The organism is Lactobacillus sp. WILCCON 0059 (assembly GCF_057197985.1).
On sequence record NZ_JBUBHN010000002.1, the window covers coordinates 1 to 14,330 of the forward strand.

The following is a 14,330-nucleotide window of genomic DNA, read 5'->3' on the forward strand; positions in this document are numbered from 1 at the left end:
GATTGCGGTCACGTCTAGGGTTTTCTTTGTCGCTCATCGAACCAATTACATTAATTTTCTTGCGAGGCTTCTTAGCAGGTTGTTCAGTTTCTCCTGGCTCAAGAAATATTTGGGCTGTATTTTTTTTTCGAGAACGTCCGACAATATACACTCTTTCCCGGTTTTGGGGAAGGAAGTCGGCAGTGTTATAAACTCTCCATTCGCAATCATACCCGACTTTGTCCATTTCAATGAGCACCCGGGCAAAGTCCCACCCTCCATTGCTTGATAAAAGGTTTTTAACATTTTCCATGAGCAAATAGGCAGGGAGCTGCTTGCGCTGTCTGATTCTTTCTTCAAGGCACCGGATAACTTCAAAGAACATGCTGCTGTGCTTGCCTTCAAGCCCTTCTTTTCGTCCTGCAAGCGAGATATCTGTGCAAGGACTTCCGAACGTCCATAAGTCTGCATCTGGTAGATCAACTCCTTTTACTTCTTGAATGTCTGTAGCTGTGTACAGTCCGTCAACGTCATAGATCGCTTGGTAGCTCTGTCTAGCGTATTTATCCCACTCGACCCAGCCCACGCACTCATGACCTGCTTTTTCCAGGCCAGAATGGAAACCACCAATTCCGGCAAATAAATCGATAAATTTCATTTAGTCACCCCAGCCACCTTACCAGTGCTCCAATAATTACCAGCGGCCAGCCTACAAACTCGCCTAAAATCAGTGTGGTTGTAGCAATTTCAACGCCATGTCTTGGCAAGACAGCCACTTCAGCTAAAGACAATGCAGGACTAAACAGTCCAGCCAATAGCCCAATCCAAAAATAAATCGGCATAGATATATCTCCATAAACAAAAAGCCGGCTATCCCGGCTATAATAACCCGCTCAGATCAGTTGACCGTCATCGCTTGAGTACAGCATCCCTACTCCGCAGTAGAGCGCTATGCAAGGGTTTAAGACTATAGCACAGTTCCGCCCGTACTATAGCCGAAGTCATGTGAGTCTGAATTAAATAAACTAAACAAAACAAAATGCAGTGGTTCACACAACTTTTGTCAAATAACACACTTAATTAATTTACTAAATTGGCAGATGCAGCTCTCTAGCTACATCAAAAATAAAATCGTTCCACTTTCGATATCCCTCGGCAGGACTAACGGGAATTTTCCGCTGAGTCACCAAGTCTCGAATAGTGCTTGCATTTCTTAGTCTTGACGGCTTGAAGTACAGTTCTTTGCAGATTGTCTGTACTTCCTCTGGTGCTTCTTCAAAGCAAGTTCGAATTGCCGTATGCTCTTGTCTCAATGCGTTCAGCCGCTTGTCTTCATCAAGCGTTACAATCCACCGCTCTTGATATGGTGTGCTGTTGCAGGATTTACCCCCACCCACATTGTCGTCCGGCTCTACATATGGGTGCTGGAGTTCAAATCTTCTTTGCTCTACGTATTCGTCATAGTGTGGATAGTCTTCAAGCAATGATTCAATATAGCGCTTGGCATTCCGTTCACGTTTGCTGATCGACACCTTTTCACCTCCTAAGAAATATAGGAATACGTGTTCCTACATATATTATTGTACACTATTTTCACAAATTCTGCAAAGGGTTTCTTTACAATCATCCGGAATGTCATCAGTCGGAAACGGAATTAGTTTAGTGTCCGTTCGTACAATTCTAGCCCACTCTTTGCCATCAGCACCGTAAAGCATAATTTCGTCATCGCTGATCGTAGCTCTCGTGCCTTCTGGAAATGACGCCATTCTAAATATCATCTTCAAGCATCTCCAACATCAATCGCAAGGTTTCCTTGCTCAAATAACCGGTAGTCTCATCAGACATTTCCTCCACAAGCCAGCCCGTGTGGTCATCGTCCATGTGGATTGCCAGATCGCCATCATCTGAAATTTCGAAGGCTGGTTCATTATCTGACCAGTCAAAGTAGCTCAACTCACGGCTGAGTTTTGCTACGTTGTCGTTCATGTAATCGCTCATTCGTCATTGCCTTCATCAAGTTAATCTCTTCAGCACCAAGTTCCCAGTCACCCCGGAAATGCCAACTGCCATGCTTATCAAGATAGATCAAGTCTGCATAGTCGTCTTTGGAAAAGCCGAAGCCTAGCAGTATGCCGTCTTCATAGATCATTCCGGGTGACGTAGGCTGTTTGTCAAAATAGCTAGCCAGCTCATCCCAGTCGTTCAGATTAACATTCATAGTTATTGTCCCCATGCTTTTTAAACAAGCCGTTAGGCGTGATGTAGTAGTCACCGTCGGGTATATCCGCCCAGACATTTTTAATGTCGACCACAATATAGCCGTTTCTTGCTAAGGCTCGGTTGATTACCTTGTTGCTTTCGCCACCGCCGCCCAGCAATTTCTTGTACGCAGTTTTCTTTGCCGTGGTATAGTAGTTCACGCCATCTGGACTGACAATCAAGTACTTAAACCAGCGCTTGGTTGTAATCCCAGCTTCCCGAATGTATCTGTTAACAGTTGTGCGCTGGACCGGCACATGCTGTTCAATCTCAGCACACGGATAGCCATCCCTAGCCATCTGGCAAACTTTCTGCTTCATGCTGTTTAGTTCTGTATCGTCATAGTGTGGATTGCCTGCGTTAGCTCTATCATCTTCATACAGATCGTCCCACAGTGGCTTTAGCAAATGATCTGGAGTCTTGCCCAGTGAACCATACCGCTTTTCACAGTCATGAATTATCTGGTAATGCTTAGCGTTTATTTTTATTATCCAGCTCCGCCATGGTTAAAATACAGTACCCAGCCAGATCAAGCAAGGTATCCTGGACTGACTCGCCCAGATTGTCCACACCTTCACCATCAAGCATTAAATTATTTAGCCGATTCCACTTGTCTGACATTCTTACCAATGCCGCTACATAGCCGTATTTCTTAATGCTCTTGCCAAATGCATCGCCGTAGGCCGTGTTCTTTTTGGCTAAGATATCTGCCAGCTTGTCAGTGTAAATCTGATATGGTTTATCCGTCCGTGCTTCAATCTTTCCCATAATGCTTCTCCCATTCATCAACGAAGGCTTTAGTTAGTGGGAAGACCACTGCTCCAATCAAAAAGCCCCACAAAATAGCTACTAAAAGATGCTGACTAGCAGCCAAAACAGCTGACAAAATAATCACTGTGAATGCAATTAGGTAAGCTATAATCTGACCAGCTTTAACTAACTTTCTCATCTGTATTTCTCCAGCCTGCTAATCCACTGCCAGTTAAGCTTGATCTTTCGATAGCCGTCACCGATCAGTGTTAAGTAGTCGATGCCTTTATCAAACTTAAAGCAAGTCTTCCATTCTGCCGCTTTTCTCAAGTCCCAGTAAGTCTTGTCTGGACACTGTGGACTAAAGTGCATGATGTAAAGTGGATAGCCTTTATCTCCTAGTAGAGTCAGCTTGCGTCTCATTGTCAGCTCCTTAAATAAAAAGGCTTGCAGATCAACCACAAGCCAGATTAATATAACCATCGCCTGGAATCGAACCAGACTTAAAGTCCTAACTTAATGGTCTGTAGAAATGAGTTGTCATTACCAGAAAAGTTACCGATGGAGTAATGAATCAACCCGTTGATGGTAGTACCCACTCCGGCAGGTAATGCTACCATCCTGCCCCGCTAAGCGTTAGCTATCACGGCAGGGCTAAGGCAAGCCAGGGAGTTGAACCCCGACTTGCTGGTAAAAGAAAGAAAAATAAACAATCCAACATTTATCAACGAATGAAGAACATTTAGATCAAAGTGGTGGTTGCCCAGCCGGAGGTGCTGGGCTAAGACATAAAGGGGAGTCGAACCCCGTTATGCCAGGGCAATCGTATTGAATTAACAGGCCACTCAATGACCCTAAGTTGTGTGCTGGATTCGAACCAGCATACTACCGAAACACAACTGCAACGAGACTAATACTAATCTCGTAGTAACACTGCTAAAAAATATTTGGAGTTACTACTACAATATCTGTTTTCTTCATTTGCCGTTCACGGTTTTCCACGCCGATCACAGCAATGCACGGTCTGGGGCTTGCACCCAGTGGCTCTCTATGGTGCCGTGCTACCAAATTGTGAAAGGAGTATTCACGAAGTTGTTAGTGATTCGTTAACGATAGAAAAAAATTGTGTTGATTAAGTAAAAAAGGAGGCGCAATGTTCAACTATTATCCGTCACGCTGAGACCTTTGCGCATATACTCATATGAGTACTCTTTAATGATACCGTTAACCGAGCGTATAAGCACCGCAATCATACCGCACATTCACCGCATGTTTCTACCAACACTCCAGCTATGTTCAACCCCCGTCTTGCCTTTACGCCCTCAAAGCATTCAGCAAATTCAACGCAGGCCTGCTGGCGGTATTTATTAATGGTCCGCTCTCTGAACCCCAGCTTAATTTCCTCGTCCAGATTTGTTTTGCGCTTGATATAACAATCAATCAACAGCGTTCTGTGGTAGTGGTAAACCGTTCCATCACGCATAATGCCAATTGCTTCAATCAGTGCATCAACCGCTTGCTCATATTCGTTGCCCGTTGATTCTTCCTGGTAATGCTTTTGCCATTCTTCGGGCTTGGTCAAGTCATTGATAGACCGACCAGCGAAGTTTAACAGCCGTGGCACTGTGTCGTTGAAAAAAGTCTGCACGTTTAATGCTGTCTGCTTTACGTCAATCTCTGGAAACATCATACGATCATCACCGACCAGTAAGCCGTAAGCATAAAGCCCAGGAAGATAAGCATGGTCAGCGGACTGGGCTTGCACATCAAAAATGCAATAGCCGCAATCAGTCCTCCCCAGCTGATATAAATAAATGCCGTCAGTAACATAAGTCCTCCACTCTCACATCAATCTTGTTCTCACTGCCGTAAATCTTAGCCGCATCGATCATTGCTACACGTTTGATATCGTCATAGGCAATTCCTTCAAGTGACTTGCACACCTGGCTTACGTCAAGGCACTTAGAAGGCCATTCCAGCCCTGCTAAGCAAGCCTTGGCATGATTATCCGTATACGATCTTGGAACGGCTGATACAGCCCGTATGGTCAATTTAACGGGTGTCTCAATAGGTTTGCCTAAGTATGCTTGTTTAACGCAATCTTCAACCGACTTGCCAGCAGGTATCGTTACATCAAAAGAACTCATACTCGCCAGCCTCCAGCTTTTCGTTGACTGTCTTAACGGCTTGATCTAACAAGTTAGGGTTCACGCCATTAGCCAACAGTTCAGTAATCAGTTCAGTGCCTGCAAACAAAACAGACTGACCATCTGCCTTGTTTGCAATGCTAGTAATAGCTGTTGATGCCTTCATTCTGATTGTGTCTCTGTAGCTAGTCACCAATAATCCACACTCCCCAGCCAGCTAAACTAGTGGTTACAATCAATCCAAACAAAATGTCAAATACGATGCTCATTTCTTTTCCTCCAGTTTCTTTACACGTTTCTTCAAGTCTCTAATCTCATCTCGCAGGTCGTCATTGCCAAACACATTGTGGATTTCGTCAATGATGAGTACGATCAGCCCGCTCCACAGCAGTACGTTAATCATGTCTTTTGTATTCACAGTATGGACAACCTCTCTTTAAATTCTTAGGATTCAGCCATGAGTTAAGCCCCACAGTTTGAGTCTTCCCACAATCAAGACATTTCACATCTGCCTTGATTGCCAGCTTGTTAATATCTTCGATGCCTGGATAAAGCAATTCCCAGTGACCAGCTTTCGCCTTAAACCGCCGTCTGATCTCTGCATTGCCTAATCTGTTACGGCTTCCAGTGCTTGGAATGTAATACATGTCAATCCTCCTCAATGCTTTTTTAAGCCAGTCCTAAGATACTTACGAAAACGCCTGCAAAAATGCCAAGCTCCCTAATCATCTTGCCCTCCAGGGAAAATGAATTCAGCTGCATTGACCTCCGGGTGTTCTTTAATCAGCTGGGCTTGCATGCTCAGCTTGAGTTCAGTAACCTGCTTGCCAATCTCTTCCAGTTGCTTAGAATACTTATTGCCTTTACCAAGCACAGCATTGATATCCACAGTCGCCAGCAAGAAGTCAACCTCGCTTACTCTCGTAACCGCCGTGCATACTCTCTTCCATTCATCAAGTGTCATTTCCTTAACCTCATTCCGTTACAACCTCTGCATCAAGTTTGTATTCAACCAGCTTTACTGGGCAACCGTATTTCTCTTTTGCCCGCTTGAGCTGGGTCAATGCACTTGCTAAATCAATGTAAATCTTGGCCTTGCCGTTAGCATTGTGTGCTACATACCAATGGTCCTGGTCAAAGTTAGCGACCACGGCATAAATCGCTGGATGATCTATTTTGCTCCATGTGGTCATACTTGCCCTCCTTTAAGGCTACTTCAAGTGGTGTCAGCATGCTGTCAATTGCATCACGCCATTCTTCTGGCAACCACCGCTTTTCTTTTTCCAGCTCTTCGAGCGTGTAAGAACCGCCGATCAAGAAGTCTGGGTTGTTCGTGCTGAAGCTTTTCAAGTACTCGTGCTTATCACCAATTCTGAAATAGTCCCAATGCTGGTGACGTGGCTCAGAGTTTAAGATCACATATCTGCGTGGTTCAGTTCGCTTTTCCGGTGGCGTACTGGCTAGCTGTGCCATCAAGTCGAGTAAAGCTGGAAACATTAAACTCTTATCTTCTATTAGCCACACGTGACTGTCACTTTCCAGCCTTGCCATCATCGAACCAGCGCCTCCGTAGATGTAAACATTTCCTTGCTCATCAACTTCGGCATGTGCTGAATCTCCATCGAATGCATCAATAAATTCTTCAGTTGTCATGATTAATCCTCCCAATTTAAACCAATGTGTTCGTTGACATCGCCTTTAGCGTATTCAGCCATCAGCTCTAACGCTTTTTCTGAAAGCTTTAAAACCAAGCATCCGTCACCTCTGAACTGCCAAACCTTGCCGTTGTAGTCAAACAAGATAGTGCCTACACGGTTCAAAATTTTAATGTTGCCTTGATTATCTGCCACAACACGACAATCATCTGCGTATTGCTCGTTAAACTCATCTACGAAATCTTCGCTAGTCATTGCTTGCTAACACCTCATCAAGTGGAACTGCTAATGTATCAACTACTGATTGCAATTCAATTGGATAATGCTCGGTCCGCCGTTCCAGTTCTTTCTTCGAATAAGCATAGTTTTGTAGTTCATCATCAAACGCAATCGTTGTTTCCAAGCCATCCGCCCCTAAGATAAAGACGCCCCGATATCTTTTTCCATTAGCTTCAAGCTTTGCCTTGCCATTGGCAAGAACATACGGTCTACCATTATGCTCATATTCAGCCAATGCCAACATATTTTTCATCAGTGGAATGTCAATGTCATAAATTGAATCATTCGAGGTAAAAAGCCAATGGTCACCGCCTGGAAGAATACTGGCTTTCTCTTTTCCAGCATAGCTAAGCCTAAGAAATTCTCTGTCATCTATTTCAGCTGACCAAGGATATTCCAACCCCTTGATAAATCTTTCCCTTGTCATAGGGTTAAAGTCCGGTGCTGTTCTGTTCTCTGGCACGTTAATTTTCATCGTTGCTTTCCTTTGCTAAATCAACAACTCTAGCTTTAATGTAAAGCCTGCGTTGCTCTATTGTTTTCAGCCCAAGGGTTAATGATTCCCCAGACGCTTGTTCTATTGCCTCTGTCGCCTGGGCATAGTTGGTAGTCTTAGCCTTTGCCATGTAAGCCACAATCAGCACAGCAGCTTCAAATGCAGGCTGGGTTTGTGCATTGCCTAATGACTTAACTAATGCTATCTCGCTAGTCCAGACTGCCGTCTCAATGTCCAGCACTGCTTGGCCGCTTTCTGCCCCCACGTCTAACCGTTTTGCTCGGTCCGAATGGGTTGTTTATTACTCTGACAATTGGCATCAATGTTTGCTCAATTGACAGTACGAGGTTTTCGTCTAAATCAATTAACCACTTGCCCATGCTCAGTTGTCTGTCGCCCAGGGCTGCTTTAATATATTTTTCTCTGACAACATCTACAGATTCATCAACGTAAATAGTTCTGACTTCTCTGTCAGACTTACGGCAAACAATTACTTCTGTCATGCCGCATCCTCCCCTAAAAACTTATTGATAAAGTACTGCTGACCCTTGCCAGTAACCTTGGTGGTTTTGGTAACTCGTACTGAACCATCTGGATTAGGTGTAGTTGATTCCTTAACTTCGAACAAGCCCATGTCCATTGCCTTTTGCGTTGGAGTATTCCAGCTGTCACCCTTACGGCTAATTAAGTATCCATTTTCACGCAACCACTTGAAGAAGTTGTTTGGGCCCATTGGCTTTTGCTTGCCTTCAACAGTCAAATAATCAACCCCATTTTGCTTAATGATTTTGGCAAGCACCCCGATCAAGATTGTGGTCTCTGAACCAGATACTGAATCAGCAAACAGTGCCTTAGGTTTCATCTCGCTAATCTGAATGTCCTTTTGTTTTAACTGATTGGCGGCCTGCTCCAGCAAGTCAATCAAGCTATCTTTGTTGCTAACCAAGTCGTAAGCCTTTTGGTCAGTCATGTATACGCCGTGCTTACGAATTGCAGGTAAGACTTCACCAGCTACCCAGTCTTGAAAAGCTTCAGCCACAGCATTGTTAGCTTTAAATGCAAGCTTGTAGAATTGCTGTTCAGTAATCCAAGAGCCTTTCTCCACTTGTGGAGAATTTAAATATTTTCGTACTCGTTCCCAGCGAACATATTGAGTGCCATTTTTTCCCAGATAAATTCCCAGCCCAATTGCGGCCGCTTCAGCTTCAAAGTAAACTTCACCGTTTACTTCTTTTACTGGCAGGTCAATCTTGCCATTGTTAAATACTTTTACTTCGTTCATTTTGATTCCCTCCGATCACCGTATGTCTCGTTGTAGTAGGCTTGAAAGATGATATGTCTTGCCTTGCGCAGGCTGTCATTATAGGCGGCCAGATCACCTTTTTTCCATCCATCAACCGCCTTGCTAATCAAGCCCTGGACTTCCTCAAGCTTCTTCATTGTTGTATCTTTGCTCATTCTCTTTCATCTCTTCTTCACTGTTAAACCCCAGCCGTTCCCAGCGGGGAGGCACTTGCTTAATTGTCATTTTCCCAGTCGCCTCGTTGCTCTTTAGGCGTATCTGCTAATTCTGCCATTGCACCTAAAAAGGTGGCGTCAAAGTTTGCAGACTGGTTAATAAACTGCCAGTCATCGTTTACCAAGCTGAGTGCGGCGACTGGCACTTCACTTCCGACATATAAGATTAGACATTCTTCAGTAATTTTTTTAAAATTTAACGTGAATGAACTGTACTCTTCTAGTTCGCTAATAAATTCTTTGTAAGTCATTTCGAGTCCCCCCTGTTCAAATTCTTAACAATCATTTCCTTCACCTTGTGATAATCCTTGTATTCAAACCCAGTCGGGTCCATTAAACCTACGCTAATCATTGCTAGCACGTCTCTCACGGGCTTGCGGTAGACATGTGCGTAATTGACTACGATATCTCTGCAAGCCTGCTCACGGCCCTCTAAAGCCGCCTGCAGGTAAGCATTCATCATTCTAATCTGCTCAACCATGGTGGTAGACCTCTTTGATTGGACAGTAGTATTCCATCATGAAATCTACCAGGCAGTCGTCACTGCACAATTTAAAGCCGTCAATATCCCAGTACTCTTGTCCGTCTTCGAGTGGTGTCTTGCACTCAGCACATTTATCTAAAGCCATATCCTACTAACTCCTCATTTACAATCTTCAACGCATCTTCTGGACTTCGTGCAATGCCGTGGATGATATTCCAGCGACTCAGCATTTCATGAAACCTAACCTGGCTTTCTCTAGCCTTGCCAGTCTTGGTTTTCATTTCGATGTAGAACACCTTGCCGCCGTCATGCTTAAATCCATACAAATCGAAGTGCCCAACTGGCAAGCCCTGGACAATTCGCTTGCCGTCCATGCTGCGGAACTTGCCTGCGTTTGCTCTAAATACCGTGCAGTTGTCTTTCGATAAGGCAACCATTGTTAATTTCTGAATATCTGATTCACGCATTGGCTAGGCTCTGTATTGAAACACTTCCACAACATGAGCTGGTGAAACGGCTTCTTTGTACCCCACCAGATTTTTGAATTCAACGAAAGCAACATCAGTATTACTCAATGCTTTGATAACATCTAAATAGGCCATTTCTGTTCTTACTGATCTTTCGTTGTCTAAATAAATAACTGTTTCCGTCATTGTTTTATTCCTCCAATTCTTTTTCACTAGGGAACACATCCATGATATTCAATCTGTTAAGCATTACAGGAAGCTGATTGTCTCTACGGTGAAGTTGCAGAAAACTTGAGTCATAACTAGACAGCAGCTTTGCCACTTCTTCGTATGACTCACGCACGTCATACAAAACTAATCCGTGGACGTTCATTCTAATAATCGCCATTGCTAAAACCTTCTCTTTAAATCAAGCCATACATCAATTCCGCCACGCTTGCTTTTGTGAAAGCCATAGCGCTCAAGTGCTAAATCGAACTCACTTTGTTTCGTATAAAGACTTGGCACTTTAAGCTTTCGATCAGCACAGTGTTTTAAAAAGTCTTGATGAATGGTCGTACACATGATTGGCATGTCTGAGTGACCGCCTTCGTATTGACCAAAACTCAGCCAATCTTTTATTGCTGTTTCTTGCATGTCTACCACTGGCTCAAACCACGAGATAGCATGCTTATTGATAATTCTTGCATTATGCAGGCCAGGCAAAGTCAGAGTCAGCCATTCTTTGTTGTCCTCTTCAACTTTCCATTTCAAGCCATTGACATCGATCTCAACAGTAAAGTCCTGGCCGTCAAGCATGTGCAATCTTGTTAAGCTCATTTTCTCTTAAATCCTCTGAAAGTCTTTCGACTGCCATCAGCTTGCGTGATCTTGCGAGTTGCTCCGACTTCCCAATCAAGGTGCTCCATGTAGTAGCGAACCTTGCGCTTTTGTTGTTCAGTCACAGCTTGCCCGCCTTGCGTCATGCTGAGTGTTTTCCACATCTCATCATTAGTGATGAAATCTTCTTTGGAAAACTCGTTATCCAGCAAGTCGCGCAGATTATCTTCAAGTGCTGACGTGTAAAGAAACTTTTCACGTGATTCTTCCAGCAGCTCATTCTGATCTGGAGTTAAAGCAAATGGTTCTTCGGTTGTTTCATACAGCCACATTGCTTCTCCCCACAATTGATCGACCAAGCCCTGGTCTAAATCAGTTACTGGGTGATGAACTTGTTTGCTTCTGTCACACATGAGAGACAAGAATCTTCTATCCCCAGACTTATCTTTCAAGTGCTTGATTTCGTTGGTAGTTCTGCAAATGACAAACTTCTTTTTGAACGTAAGATTGTCTCTGCCATAAGGTGGACGGTAAGAAAATTCCGGCATTGTGATAAACTTTTTAGTCTCTTCGAACGTTGCCTTATTACTTGCATTCATTTCATCATCGTTCACAATCACAGCAGTTCTCATTTCTGCAAAGTCATCTTTCTCAGTGAATGAAGAAATGCTGTCAGTGTAGAAACCACCTGGCGCCATCTTTCGGAGCAAGGTGGTTTTACCAACGCCTTGACCACCTACTAAATCGATTACGTAGTCAAACTTAACATCTGGATCAAGACCCTTGCCTACAATGCCCAGAAAGAAAAGCTTAGCAATCAATGTGTTAGCTTCATTCTTTTCAACGCCTAAGAACTCTGGAAAGAAATCAACTATTCTAGCCTTCTCGTCCCACTTCCTGCGACATTCGTTAAAGTAATCAACTACTGGATTATATCTATGGTCACGGGCGGTATTGCCTACTGCTTGCCGAATCAATGTAGGCGTGAAAATTGTATTGCCATAGTCCGGGTTGACTTCCATGTACAAGGCAAGGTCTTCGCCAACTGCATCAGTGTAAATGCCTTTTTTGATATGAATTGAAGGAAGCCCCCAGCTAGACAAATCAATATCGATTGGACGGACAACATCAATGTTTTCTGTAAACTCATTAAACTTGATAGCATCCTTTAAATAAGGGTCGTTCTCCAAAATCAAAGAAACATTGCGGGGAGAATTGCTTTTGATCTTGCCTTTTGTAGTAACAGTAAAATCAAGCTTTGCTTTATTTTGATCTGCTACTATTGCATCGGCTTCTTTTACTAACTCCATCAGTTGCTTTCACCTCGTCTTCTATGAAACTCCTTGATAATCATTGAATTAACTGTTGCCTCCACCTCTATATCAGATAACTTGTTAGGCGTATTATTGTTAGCTACCTCCGCCAGATACGCTGCTGTTTCTGGGCTTACTCCTCTATAAAGCAAGCTTCCCATAAAGCTAGCCAGCGTGTCATTACGGCTTCCTAAATCACCTAATCCATGTGCTATAGTTTCAAATAGCTTGGCAGTAGTATTTTGTGATTCAACCTTGTAGCCTGGTCTAATCCCTGGACCATGCTTAGGTTCTCTTTGCTTTTCCAAAATTAACTGCAACAAGCCATCTGGCAAAGGCTGGATAGGATTATGATTAAGCCATTGATAACCAGGACTCGGTGCAACCACCACGTAGTTATTGACGTGGGCTTTAATATCCACGTTTGGCAGGAAGCCAATATTCTGCGTGATGTTGTATTTCATCGGTTTCACAAAGTAAAAATGATAGCCGCCAGAATGTGTGCGTTCGTAAAGAGTATTTTCAAACCACTCATTGTGGCCTAAAGCTTTAATTGATTCCATCCCGTCACCATTGTGGCGGTCAACATCGATCACTAAAAAACGATCTGTTTTGAGGGCAATTGCCGCTGTTGGGTGTCTAGTCCAGATTGCGGCAATTTCCTCTTTAGTCAAAGCTGGCTGATTGGCAAACTTAATCAGCGGCCTTTTGCCTTCAATTGGAATTACGCTAAAGCCTTTTTCAGCATAGGCTTGTGCGTACTTGACTAAAGATTCCATTGTTAAAACTCCTAGAATGGAAGATCACTATCGTTGATTTGCGGTGCAGTGAATGGATTTGCCTGCGGTTGAGGTTGTTGTGGTTGAGGTGCAGGCTGAACTGGCTGAGGCTGAGGAGCTGATTGTTGTGGCAGTGCGGCAAACTCGTAGTTGCGGTATGGTTGTTGTGGGTTGCGCTTATTAGGCTTTTCTACAATAGCCATCTTTAACGGCCGGCCAATGCACGGGCTAAAGCTCTTTTCCAATGCTTCATAAAGTTCAGATGCTACCTTATCGCTTGATTGAACCTTGTCCATATTTTGACCCTGGGCTTGTGCTTCGATTTGCTTAGTGGCTTCGTTAAGCCATTGGAAAGTTACACCTGCGCCAATCGCTTGACTGATGCTTACCACCTCGGCCAGTTGACGTACAGTGTACATCTCGTTGTAGTCTTGTCCATCGGCCTTTACAGTGTGTAAGTTAGGAAAGACTGACTCAGTGCGTCCTGCATATTGACCGTCCATAACTTGGAAACTGACCATAAGGAAGTCACGGTTTGAGTTCTTGCCCACATTATGCGTAACACTCTTGAAGATTACGTTGTAAGTTCCAGCTGGCAAGTCTTCTCTTTGCTTGCTTGAACCAGCCTTCAATTCACCGCTCATCATCTTGCTTAAAACATCTTCCATTGACATAAATTGTGTTCCTCCTGTTATTTCTTGAACATGTTTTGACAACTTTCTAACAGCTGTCTTACTCTTGGGTCTTCAATATCTTCTGGCTTGTAGTCAGCCCGCTTGTCCATGACCATGCGGTAATGACTGTCACCAACTTTGTAAGTACGTACAACCAGGTCGCAGTTGCCGTTGACCACGTTGTACAATCTGCTCTTTAACGATGGGCTGATCTTAGTTCTGCCCGTGCTCTCATCAGTCTGTTCAATTTCACGGCTGATGTAAATCACGTTCATTGGCAATGCTTTAAGGTCCATGACCATTTGCTGAAGAAAGCTATTGAACATATAGTGTCCCTTGCCGTACGGGATATCTGACAATGATTCAACGTGGTTATCAATACAGATAGCTTGCTCAATCATTACGCAGATATCATCGATAACATCAATGACCACCGTTTGAAAAGTGACGTCTGGTTGTTGAAGGGCAATGACAACATCATTGATAGTTTTCATTGCATTCTCTACCAAGTTACCGTTAGCGTCACGAACGTTTCTGATCTGGACGCTTGGCGCTGTTCCCTGGGCAGAGTTTCCATCAGTATTTAAGACAATTGGATGCGGAAAATAGCTTGAAAAGAAACTCTTACCGCTCATTGTCTTTCCATAAATGAAGAAATTTTTCGGTTGTACTTTTGGATGAAGTACTTCATCTTTTGGTAATTGAAACAAT

The 14,330-nt window shown here is 43.6% G+C and carries 35 protein-coding genes; all 35 read right to left on the reverse strand.

Features of this window, described 5'->3' with window-relative positions; all coding sequences use genetic code 11:
* On the reverse strand, positions 1–637 hold a 637-nt coding region (locus ACYVUT_RS11035), incomplete at its 3' end, for a DNA cytosine methyltransferase (protein ID WP_484502059.1).
* A 4-nt stretch (positions 638–641) separates the two neighbouring features.
* Positions 642–821, reverse strand: a complete 180-nt coding sequence (locus ACYVUT_RS11040; RefSeq protein ID WP_484502060.1) for a hypothetical protein — start codon at positions 819–821, stop codon at positions 642–644.
* Positions 822–1,067: 246 nt separating this feature from the next.
* A complete protein-coding gene (locus ACYVUT_RS11045; RefSeq protein ID WP_484502061.1) occupies positions 1,068–1,511 on the reverse strand; it encodes a transcriptional regulator in 444 nt (147 codons plus the stop codon).
* 235 nt (positions 1,512–1,746) lie between these two features.
* Positions 1,747–1,965 (reverse strand): hypothetical protein, encoded by a 219-nt coding sequence (locus ACYVUT_RS11050; RefSeq protein WP_484502062.1) that lies wholly within the window; start codon positions 1,963–1,965, stop codon positions 1,747–1,749.
* Positions 1,934–2,197 carry a hypothetical protein gene (locus tag ACYVUT_RS11055; protein ID WP_484502063.1) on the reverse strand — a complete coding sequence of 88 codons (264 nt, stop codon included), beginning with the start codon at positions 2,195–2,197 and terminating at the stop codon, positions 1,934–1,936. The genes ACYVUT_RS11050 and ACYVUT_RS11055 overlap by 32 nt, the downstream gene beginning before the upstream one ends.
* Positions 2,187–2,558 (reverse strand): hypothetical protein, encoded by a 372-nt coding sequence (locus ACYVUT_RS11060; protein WP_484502064.1) that lies wholly within the window; start codon positions 2,556–2,558, stop codon positions 2,187–2,189. Before ACYVUT_RS11060 ends, ACYVUT_RS11055 begins: the two co-directional genes overlap by 11 nt.
* A gap of 151 nt (positions 2,559–2,709) precedes the next feature.
* Complete coding sequence (locus tag ACYVUT_RS11065; RefSeq protein WP_484502065.1) at positions 2,710–3,006, reverse strand: nucleotide modification associated domain-containing protein; 297 nt, start codon at positions 3,004–3,006, stop codon at positions 2,710–2,712.
* Positions 2,993–3,187, reverse strand: coding sequence for a hypothetical protein (locus tag ACYVUT_RS11070; RefSeq protein ID WP_484502066.1), 195 nt, complete (start codon positions 3,185–3,187; stop codon positions 2,993–2,995). Before ACYVUT_RS11070 ends, ACYVUT_RS11065 begins: the two co-directional genes overlap by 14 nt.
* On the reverse strand, positions 3,184–3,411 hold the full coding sequence (locus ACYVUT_RS11075) for a hypothetical protein (RefSeq protein WP_484502067.1): 228 nt from the start codon (positions 3,409–3,411) through the stop codon (positions 3,184–3,186). The genes ACYVUT_RS11070 and ACYVUT_RS11075 overlap by 4 nt, the downstream gene beginning before the upstream one ends.
* 826 nt (positions 3,412–4,237) lie before the next feature.
* A complete protein-coding gene (locus ACYVUT_RS11080; protein ID WP_484502068.1) occupies positions 4,238–4,678 on the reverse strand; it encodes an ArpU family phage packaging/lysis transcriptional regulator in 441 nt (146 codons plus the stop codon).
* Entirely contained in the window at positions 4,675–4,818 is a 144-nt protein-coding gene (locus ACYVUT_RS11085) for a hypothetical protein (RefSeq protein WP_484502069.1), read from the reverse strand. The genes ACYVUT_RS11080 and ACYVUT_RS11085 overlap by 4 nt, the downstream gene beginning before the upstream one ends.
* Positions 4,809–5,135, reverse strand: coding sequence for a RusA family crossover junction endodeoxyribonuclease (locus ACYVUT_RS11090; RefSeq protein ID WP_484502070.1), 327 nt, complete (start codon positions 5,133–5,135; stop codon positions 4,809–4,811). Before ACYVUT_RS11090 ends, ACYVUT_RS11085 begins: the two co-directional genes overlap by 10 nt.
* The gene (locus ACYVUT_RS11095) at positions 5,122–5,328 is read right to left on the reverse strand and encodes a hypothetical protein (protein WP_484502071.1); all 207 of its coding nucleotides are present in this window, start codon (positions 5,326–5,328) and stop codon (positions 5,122–5,124) included. Before ACYVUT_RS11095 ends, ACYVUT_RS11090 begins: the two co-directional genes overlap by 14 nt.
* 72 nt (positions 5,329–5,400) lie before the next feature.
* Positions 5,401–5,538 (reverse strand): hypothetical protein, encoded by a 138-nt coding sequence (locus ACYVUT_RS11100; RefSeq protein ID WP_484502072.1) that lies wholly within the window; start codon positions 5,536–5,538, stop codon positions 5,401–5,403.
* Complete coding sequence (locus ACYVUT_RS11105; RefSeq protein WP_484502073.1) at positions 5,531–5,782, reverse strand: hypothetical protein; 252 nt, start codon at positions 5,780–5,782, stop codon at positions 5,531–5,533. Before ACYVUT_RS11105 ends, ACYVUT_RS11100 begins: the two co-directional genes overlap by 8 nt.
* 74 nt (positions 5,783–5,856) lie before the next feature.
* On the reverse strand, positions 5,857–6,099 hold the full coding sequence (locus ACYVUT_RS11110; protein WP_484502074.1) for a hypothetical protein: 243 nt from the start codon (positions 6,097–6,099) through the stop codon (positions 5,857–5,859).
* Between the two features lie 10 nt (positions 6,100–6,109).
* Entirely contained in the window at positions 6,110–6,328 is a 219-nt protein-coding gene (locus ACYVUT_RS11115) for a hypothetical protein (protein WP_484502075.1), read from the reverse strand.
* Positions 6,276–6,788 carry a hypothetical protein gene (locus ACYVUT_RS11120; RefSeq protein WP_484502076.1) on the reverse strand — a complete coding sequence of 171 codons (513 nt, stop codon included), beginning with the start codon at positions 6,786–6,788 and terminating at the stop codon, positions 6,276–6,278. Before ACYVUT_RS11120 ends, ACYVUT_RS11115 begins: the two co-directional genes overlap by 53 nt.
* Before the next feature lie 2 nt (positions 6,789–6,790).
* Entirely contained in the window at positions 6,791–7,045 is a 255-nt protein-coding gene (locus tag ACYVUT_RS11125; RefSeq protein WP_484502077.1) for a hypothetical protein, read from the reverse strand.
* Positions 7,038–7,544 carry a hypothetical protein gene (locus ACYVUT_RS11130; RefSeq protein ID WP_484502078.1) on the reverse strand — a complete coding sequence of 169 codons (507 nt, stop codon included), beginning with the start codon at positions 7,542–7,544 and terminating at the stop codon, positions 7,038–7,040. Before ACYVUT_RS11130 ends, ACYVUT_RS11125 begins: the two co-directional genes overlap by 8 nt.
* Positions 7,534–7,806, reverse strand: a complete 273-nt coding sequence (locus tag ACYVUT_RS11135) for a hypothetical protein (RefSeq protein WP_484502079.1) — start codon at positions 7,804–7,806, stop codon at positions 7,534–7,536. The genes ACYVUT_RS11130 and ACYVUT_RS11135 overlap by 11 nt, the downstream gene beginning before the upstream one ends.
* Positions 7,793–8,068 carry a hypothetical protein gene (locus ACYVUT_RS11140; RefSeq protein WP_484502080.1) on the reverse strand — a complete coding sequence of 92 codons (276 nt, stop codon included), beginning with the start codon at positions 8,066–8,068 and terminating at the stop codon, positions 7,793–7,795. Before ACYVUT_RS11140 ends, ACYVUT_RS11135 begins: the two co-directional genes overlap by 14 nt.
* A complete protein-coding gene (locus ACYVUT_RS11145; RefSeq protein ID WP_484502081.1) occupies positions 8,065–8,847 on the reverse strand; it encodes a phage antirepressor KilAC domain-containing protein in 783 nt (260 codons plus the stop codon). The genes ACYVUT_RS11140 and ACYVUT_RS11145 overlap by 4 nt, the downstream gene beginning before the upstream one ends.
* Positions 8,844–9,023 (reverse strand): hypothetical protein, encoded by a 180-nt coding sequence (locus tag ACYVUT_RS11150; RefSeq protein ID WP_484502082.1) that lies wholly within the window; start codon positions 9,021–9,023, stop codon positions 8,844–8,846. Before ACYVUT_RS11150 ends, ACYVUT_RS11145 begins: the two co-directional genes overlap by 4 nt.
* Positions 9,024–9,082: 59 nt before the next feature.
* Complete coding sequence (locus ACYVUT_RS11155; RefSeq protein ID WP_484502083.1) at positions 9,083–9,334, reverse strand: hypothetical protein; 252 nt, start codon at positions 9,332–9,334, stop codon at positions 9,083–9,085.
* Positions 9,331–9,564, reverse strand: a complete 234-nt coding sequence (locus ACYVUT_RS11160) for a hypothetical protein (protein ID WP_484502084.1) — start codon at positions 9,562–9,564, stop codon at positions 9,331–9,333. Before ACYVUT_RS11160 ends, ACYVUT_RS11155 begins: the two co-directional genes overlap by 4 nt.
* Positions 9,557–9,712, reverse strand: a complete 156-nt coding sequence (locus ACYVUT_RS11165) for a hypothetical protein (protein ID WP_484502085.1) — start codon at positions 9,710–9,712, stop codon at positions 9,557–9,559. The genes ACYVUT_RS11160 and ACYVUT_RS11165 overlap by 8 nt, the downstream gene beginning before the upstream one ends.
* On the reverse strand, positions 9,699–10,034 hold the full coding sequence (locus ACYVUT_RS11170) for a VRR-NUC domain-containing protein (RefSeq protein WP_484502086.1): 336 nt from the start codon (positions 10,032–10,034) through the stop codon (positions 9,699–9,701). The genes ACYVUT_RS11165 and ACYVUT_RS11170 overlap by 14 nt, the downstream gene beginning before the upstream one ends.
* A 3-nt stretch (positions 10,035–10,037) precedes the next feature.
* On the reverse strand, positions 10,038–10,220 hold the full coding sequence (locus tag ACYVUT_RS11175) for a hypothetical protein (protein WP_484502087.1): 183 nt from the start codon (positions 10,218–10,220) through the stop codon (positions 10,038–10,040).
* A gap of 4 nt (positions 10,221–10,224) precedes the next feature.
* Positions 10,225–10,422 (reverse strand): hypothetical protein, encoded by a 198-nt coding sequence (locus ACYVUT_RS11180; protein ID WP_484502088.1) that lies wholly within the window; start codon positions 10,420–10,422, stop codon positions 10,225–10,227.
* A gap of 2 nt (positions 10,423–10,424) precedes the next feature.
* Positions 10,425–10,853 carry a hypothetical protein gene (locus tag ACYVUT_RS11185; protein WP_484502089.1) on the reverse strand — a complete coding sequence of 143 codons (429 nt, stop codon included), beginning with the start codon at positions 10,851–10,853 and terminating at the stop codon, positions 10,425–10,427.
* The gene (locus ACYVUT_RS11190) at positions 10,850–12,163 is read right to left on the reverse strand and encodes a VapE domain-containing protein (protein ID WP_484502090.1); all 1,314 of its coding nucleotides are present in this window, start codon (positions 12,161–12,163) and stop codon (positions 10,850–10,852) included. Before ACYVUT_RS11190 ends, ACYVUT_RS11185 begins: the two co-directional genes overlap by 4 nt.
* On the reverse strand, positions 12,163–12,945 hold the full coding sequence (locus ACYVUT_RS11195) for a bifunctional DNA primase/polymerase (RefSeq protein WP_484502091.1): 783 nt from the start codon (positions 12,943–12,945) through the stop codon (positions 12,163–12,165). The genes ACYVUT_RS11190 and ACYVUT_RS11195 overlap by 1 nt, the downstream gene beginning before the upstream one ends.
* A gap of 11 nt (positions 12,946–12,956) precedes the next feature.
* The gene (locus tag ACYVUT_RS11200) at positions 12,957–13,619 is read right to left on the reverse strand and encodes a DUF669 domain-containing protein (protein WP_484502092.1); all 663 of its coding nucleotides are present in this window, start codon (positions 13,617–13,619) and stop codon (positions 12,957–12,959) included.
* Positions 13,620–13,636: 17 nt separating this feature from the next.
* Positions 13,637–14,329, reverse strand: coding sequence for an AAA family ATPase (locus ACYVUT_RS11205; protein WP_484502093.1), 693 nt, complete (start codon positions 14,327–14,329; stop codon positions 13,637–13,639).
* Position 14,330 lies beyond the last annotated feature (1 nt).

Bases quoted from the DNA above. Each gene is read 5' to 3' on its own strand.
- ACYVUT_RS11040 (WP_484502060.1), bottom strand. From the start codon at position 821: ATGCCGATTTATTTTTGGATTGGGCTATTGGCTGGACTGTTTAGTCCT.
- ACYVUT_RS11050 (WP_484502062.1), bottom strand. From the start codon at position 1,965: ATGAACGACAACGTAGCAAAACTCAGCCGTGAGTTGAGCTACTTTGAC.
- ACYVUT_RS11055 (WP_484502063.1), bottom strand. From the start codon at position 2,197: ATGAATGTTAATCTGAACGACTGGGATGAGCTGGCTAGCTATTTTGAC.
- ACYVUT_RS11060 (WP_484502064.1), bottom strand. From the start codon at position 2,558: ATGAAGCAGAAAGTTTGCCAGATGGCTAGGGATGGCTATCCGTGTGCT.
- ACYVUT_RS11065 (WP_484502065.1), bottom strand. From the start codon at position 3,006: ATGGGAAAGATTGAAGCACGGACGGATAAACCATATCAGATTTACACT.
- ACYVUT_RS11070 (WP_484502066.1), bottom strand. From the start codon at position 3,187: ATGAGAAAGTTAGTTAAAGCTGGTCAGATTATAGCTTACCTAATTGCA.
- ACYVUT_RS11075 (WP_484502067.1), bottom strand. From the start codon at position 3,411: ATGAGACGCAAGCTGACTCTACTAGGAGATAAAGGCTATCCACTTTAC.
- ACYVUT_RS11080 (WP_484502068.1), bottom strand. From the start codon at position 4,678: ATGATGTTTCCAGAGATTGACGTAAAGCAGACAGCATTAAACGTGCAG.
- ACYVUT_RS11085 (WP_484502069.1), bottom strand. From the start codon at position 4,818: ATGTTACTGACGGCATTTATTTATATCAGCTGGGGAGGACTGATTGCG.
- ACYVUT_RS11090 (WP_484502070.1), bottom strand. From the start codon at position 5,135: ATGAGTTCTTTTGATGTAACGATACCTGCTGGCAAGTCGGTTGAAGAT.
- ACYVUT_RS11100 (WP_484502072.1), bottom strand. From the start codon at position 5,538: ATGATTAACGTACTGCTGTGGAGCGGGCTGATCGTACTCATCATTGAC.
- ACYVUT_RS11105 (WP_484502073.1), bottom strand. From the start codon at position 5,782: ATGTATTACATTCCAAGCACTGGAAGCCGTAACAGATTAGGCAATGCA.
- ACYVUT_RS11110 (WP_484502074.1), bottom strand. From the start codon at position 6,099: ATGACACTTGATGAATGGAAGAGAGTATGCACGGCGGTTACGAGAGTA.
- ACYVUT_RS11115 (WP_484502075.1), bottom strand. From the start codon at position 6,328: ATGACCACATGGAGCAAAATAGATCATCCAGCGATTTATGCCGTGGTC.
- ACYVUT_RS11120 (WP_484502076.1), bottom strand. From the start codon at position 6,788: ATGACAACTGAAGAATTTATTGATGCATTCGATGGAGATTCAGCACAT.
- ACYVUT_RS11125 (WP_484502077.1), bottom strand. From the start codon at position 7,045: ATGACTAGCGAAGATTTCGTAGATGAGTTTAACGAGCAATACGCAGAT.
- ACYVUT_RS11130 (WP_484502078.1), bottom strand. From the start codon at position 7,544: ATGAAAATTAACGTGCCAGAGAACAGAACAGCACCGGACTTTAACCCT.
- ACYVUT_RS11140 (WP_484502080.1), bottom strand. From the start codon at position 8,068: ATGACAGAAGTAATTGTTTGCCGTAAGTCTGACAGAGAAGTCAGAACT.
- ACYVUT_RS11145 (WP_484502081.1), bottom strand. From the start codon at position 8,847: ATGAACGAAGTAAAAGTATTTAACAATGGCAAGATTGACCTGCCAGTA.
- ACYVUT_RS11150 (WP_484502082.1), bottom strand. From the start codon at position 9,023: ATGAGCAAAGATACAACAATGAAGAAGCTTGAGGAAGTCCAGGGCTTG.
- ACYVUT_RS11155 (WP_484502083.1), bottom strand. From the start codon at position 9,334: ATGACTTACAAAGAATTTATTAGCGAACTAGAAGAGTACAGTTCATTC.
- ACYVUT_RS11160 (WP_484502084.1), bottom strand. From the start codon at position 9,564: ATGGTTGAGCAGATTAGAATGATGAATGCTTACCTGCAGGCGGCTTTA.
- ACYVUT_RS11165 (WP_484502085.1), bottom strand. From the start codon at position 9,712: ATGGCTTTAGATAAATGTGCTGAGTGCAAGACACCACTCGAAGACGGA.
- ACYVUT_RS11170 (WP_484502086.1), bottom strand. From the start codon at position 10,034: ATGCGTGAATCAGATATTCAGAAATTAACAATGGTTGCCTTATCGAAA.
- ACYVUT_RS11175 (WP_484502087.1), bottom strand. From the start codon at position 10,220: ATGACGGAAACAGTTATTTATTTAGACAACGAAAGATCAGTAAGAACA.
- ACYVUT_RS11180 (WP_484502088.1), bottom strand. From the start codon at position 10,422: ATGGCGATTATTAGAATGAACGTCCACGGATTAGTTTTGTATGACGTG.
- ACYVUT_RS11185 (WP_484502089.1), bottom strand. From the start codon at position 10,853: ATGAGCTTAACAAGATTGCACATGCTTGACGGCCAGGACTTTACTGTT.
- ACYVUT_RS11190 (WP_484502090.1), bottom strand. From the start codon at position 12,163: ATGGAGTTAGTAAAAGAAGCCGATGCAATAGTAGCAGATCAAAATAAA.
- ACYVUT_RS11195 (WP_484502091.1), bottom strand. From the start codon at position 12,945: ATGGAATCTTTAGTCAAGTACGCACAAGCCTATGCTGAAAAAGGCTTT.
- ACYVUT_RS11200 (WP_484502092.1), bottom strand. From the start codon at position 13,619: ATGTCAATGGAAGATGTTTTAAGCAAGATGATGAGCGGTGAATTGAAG.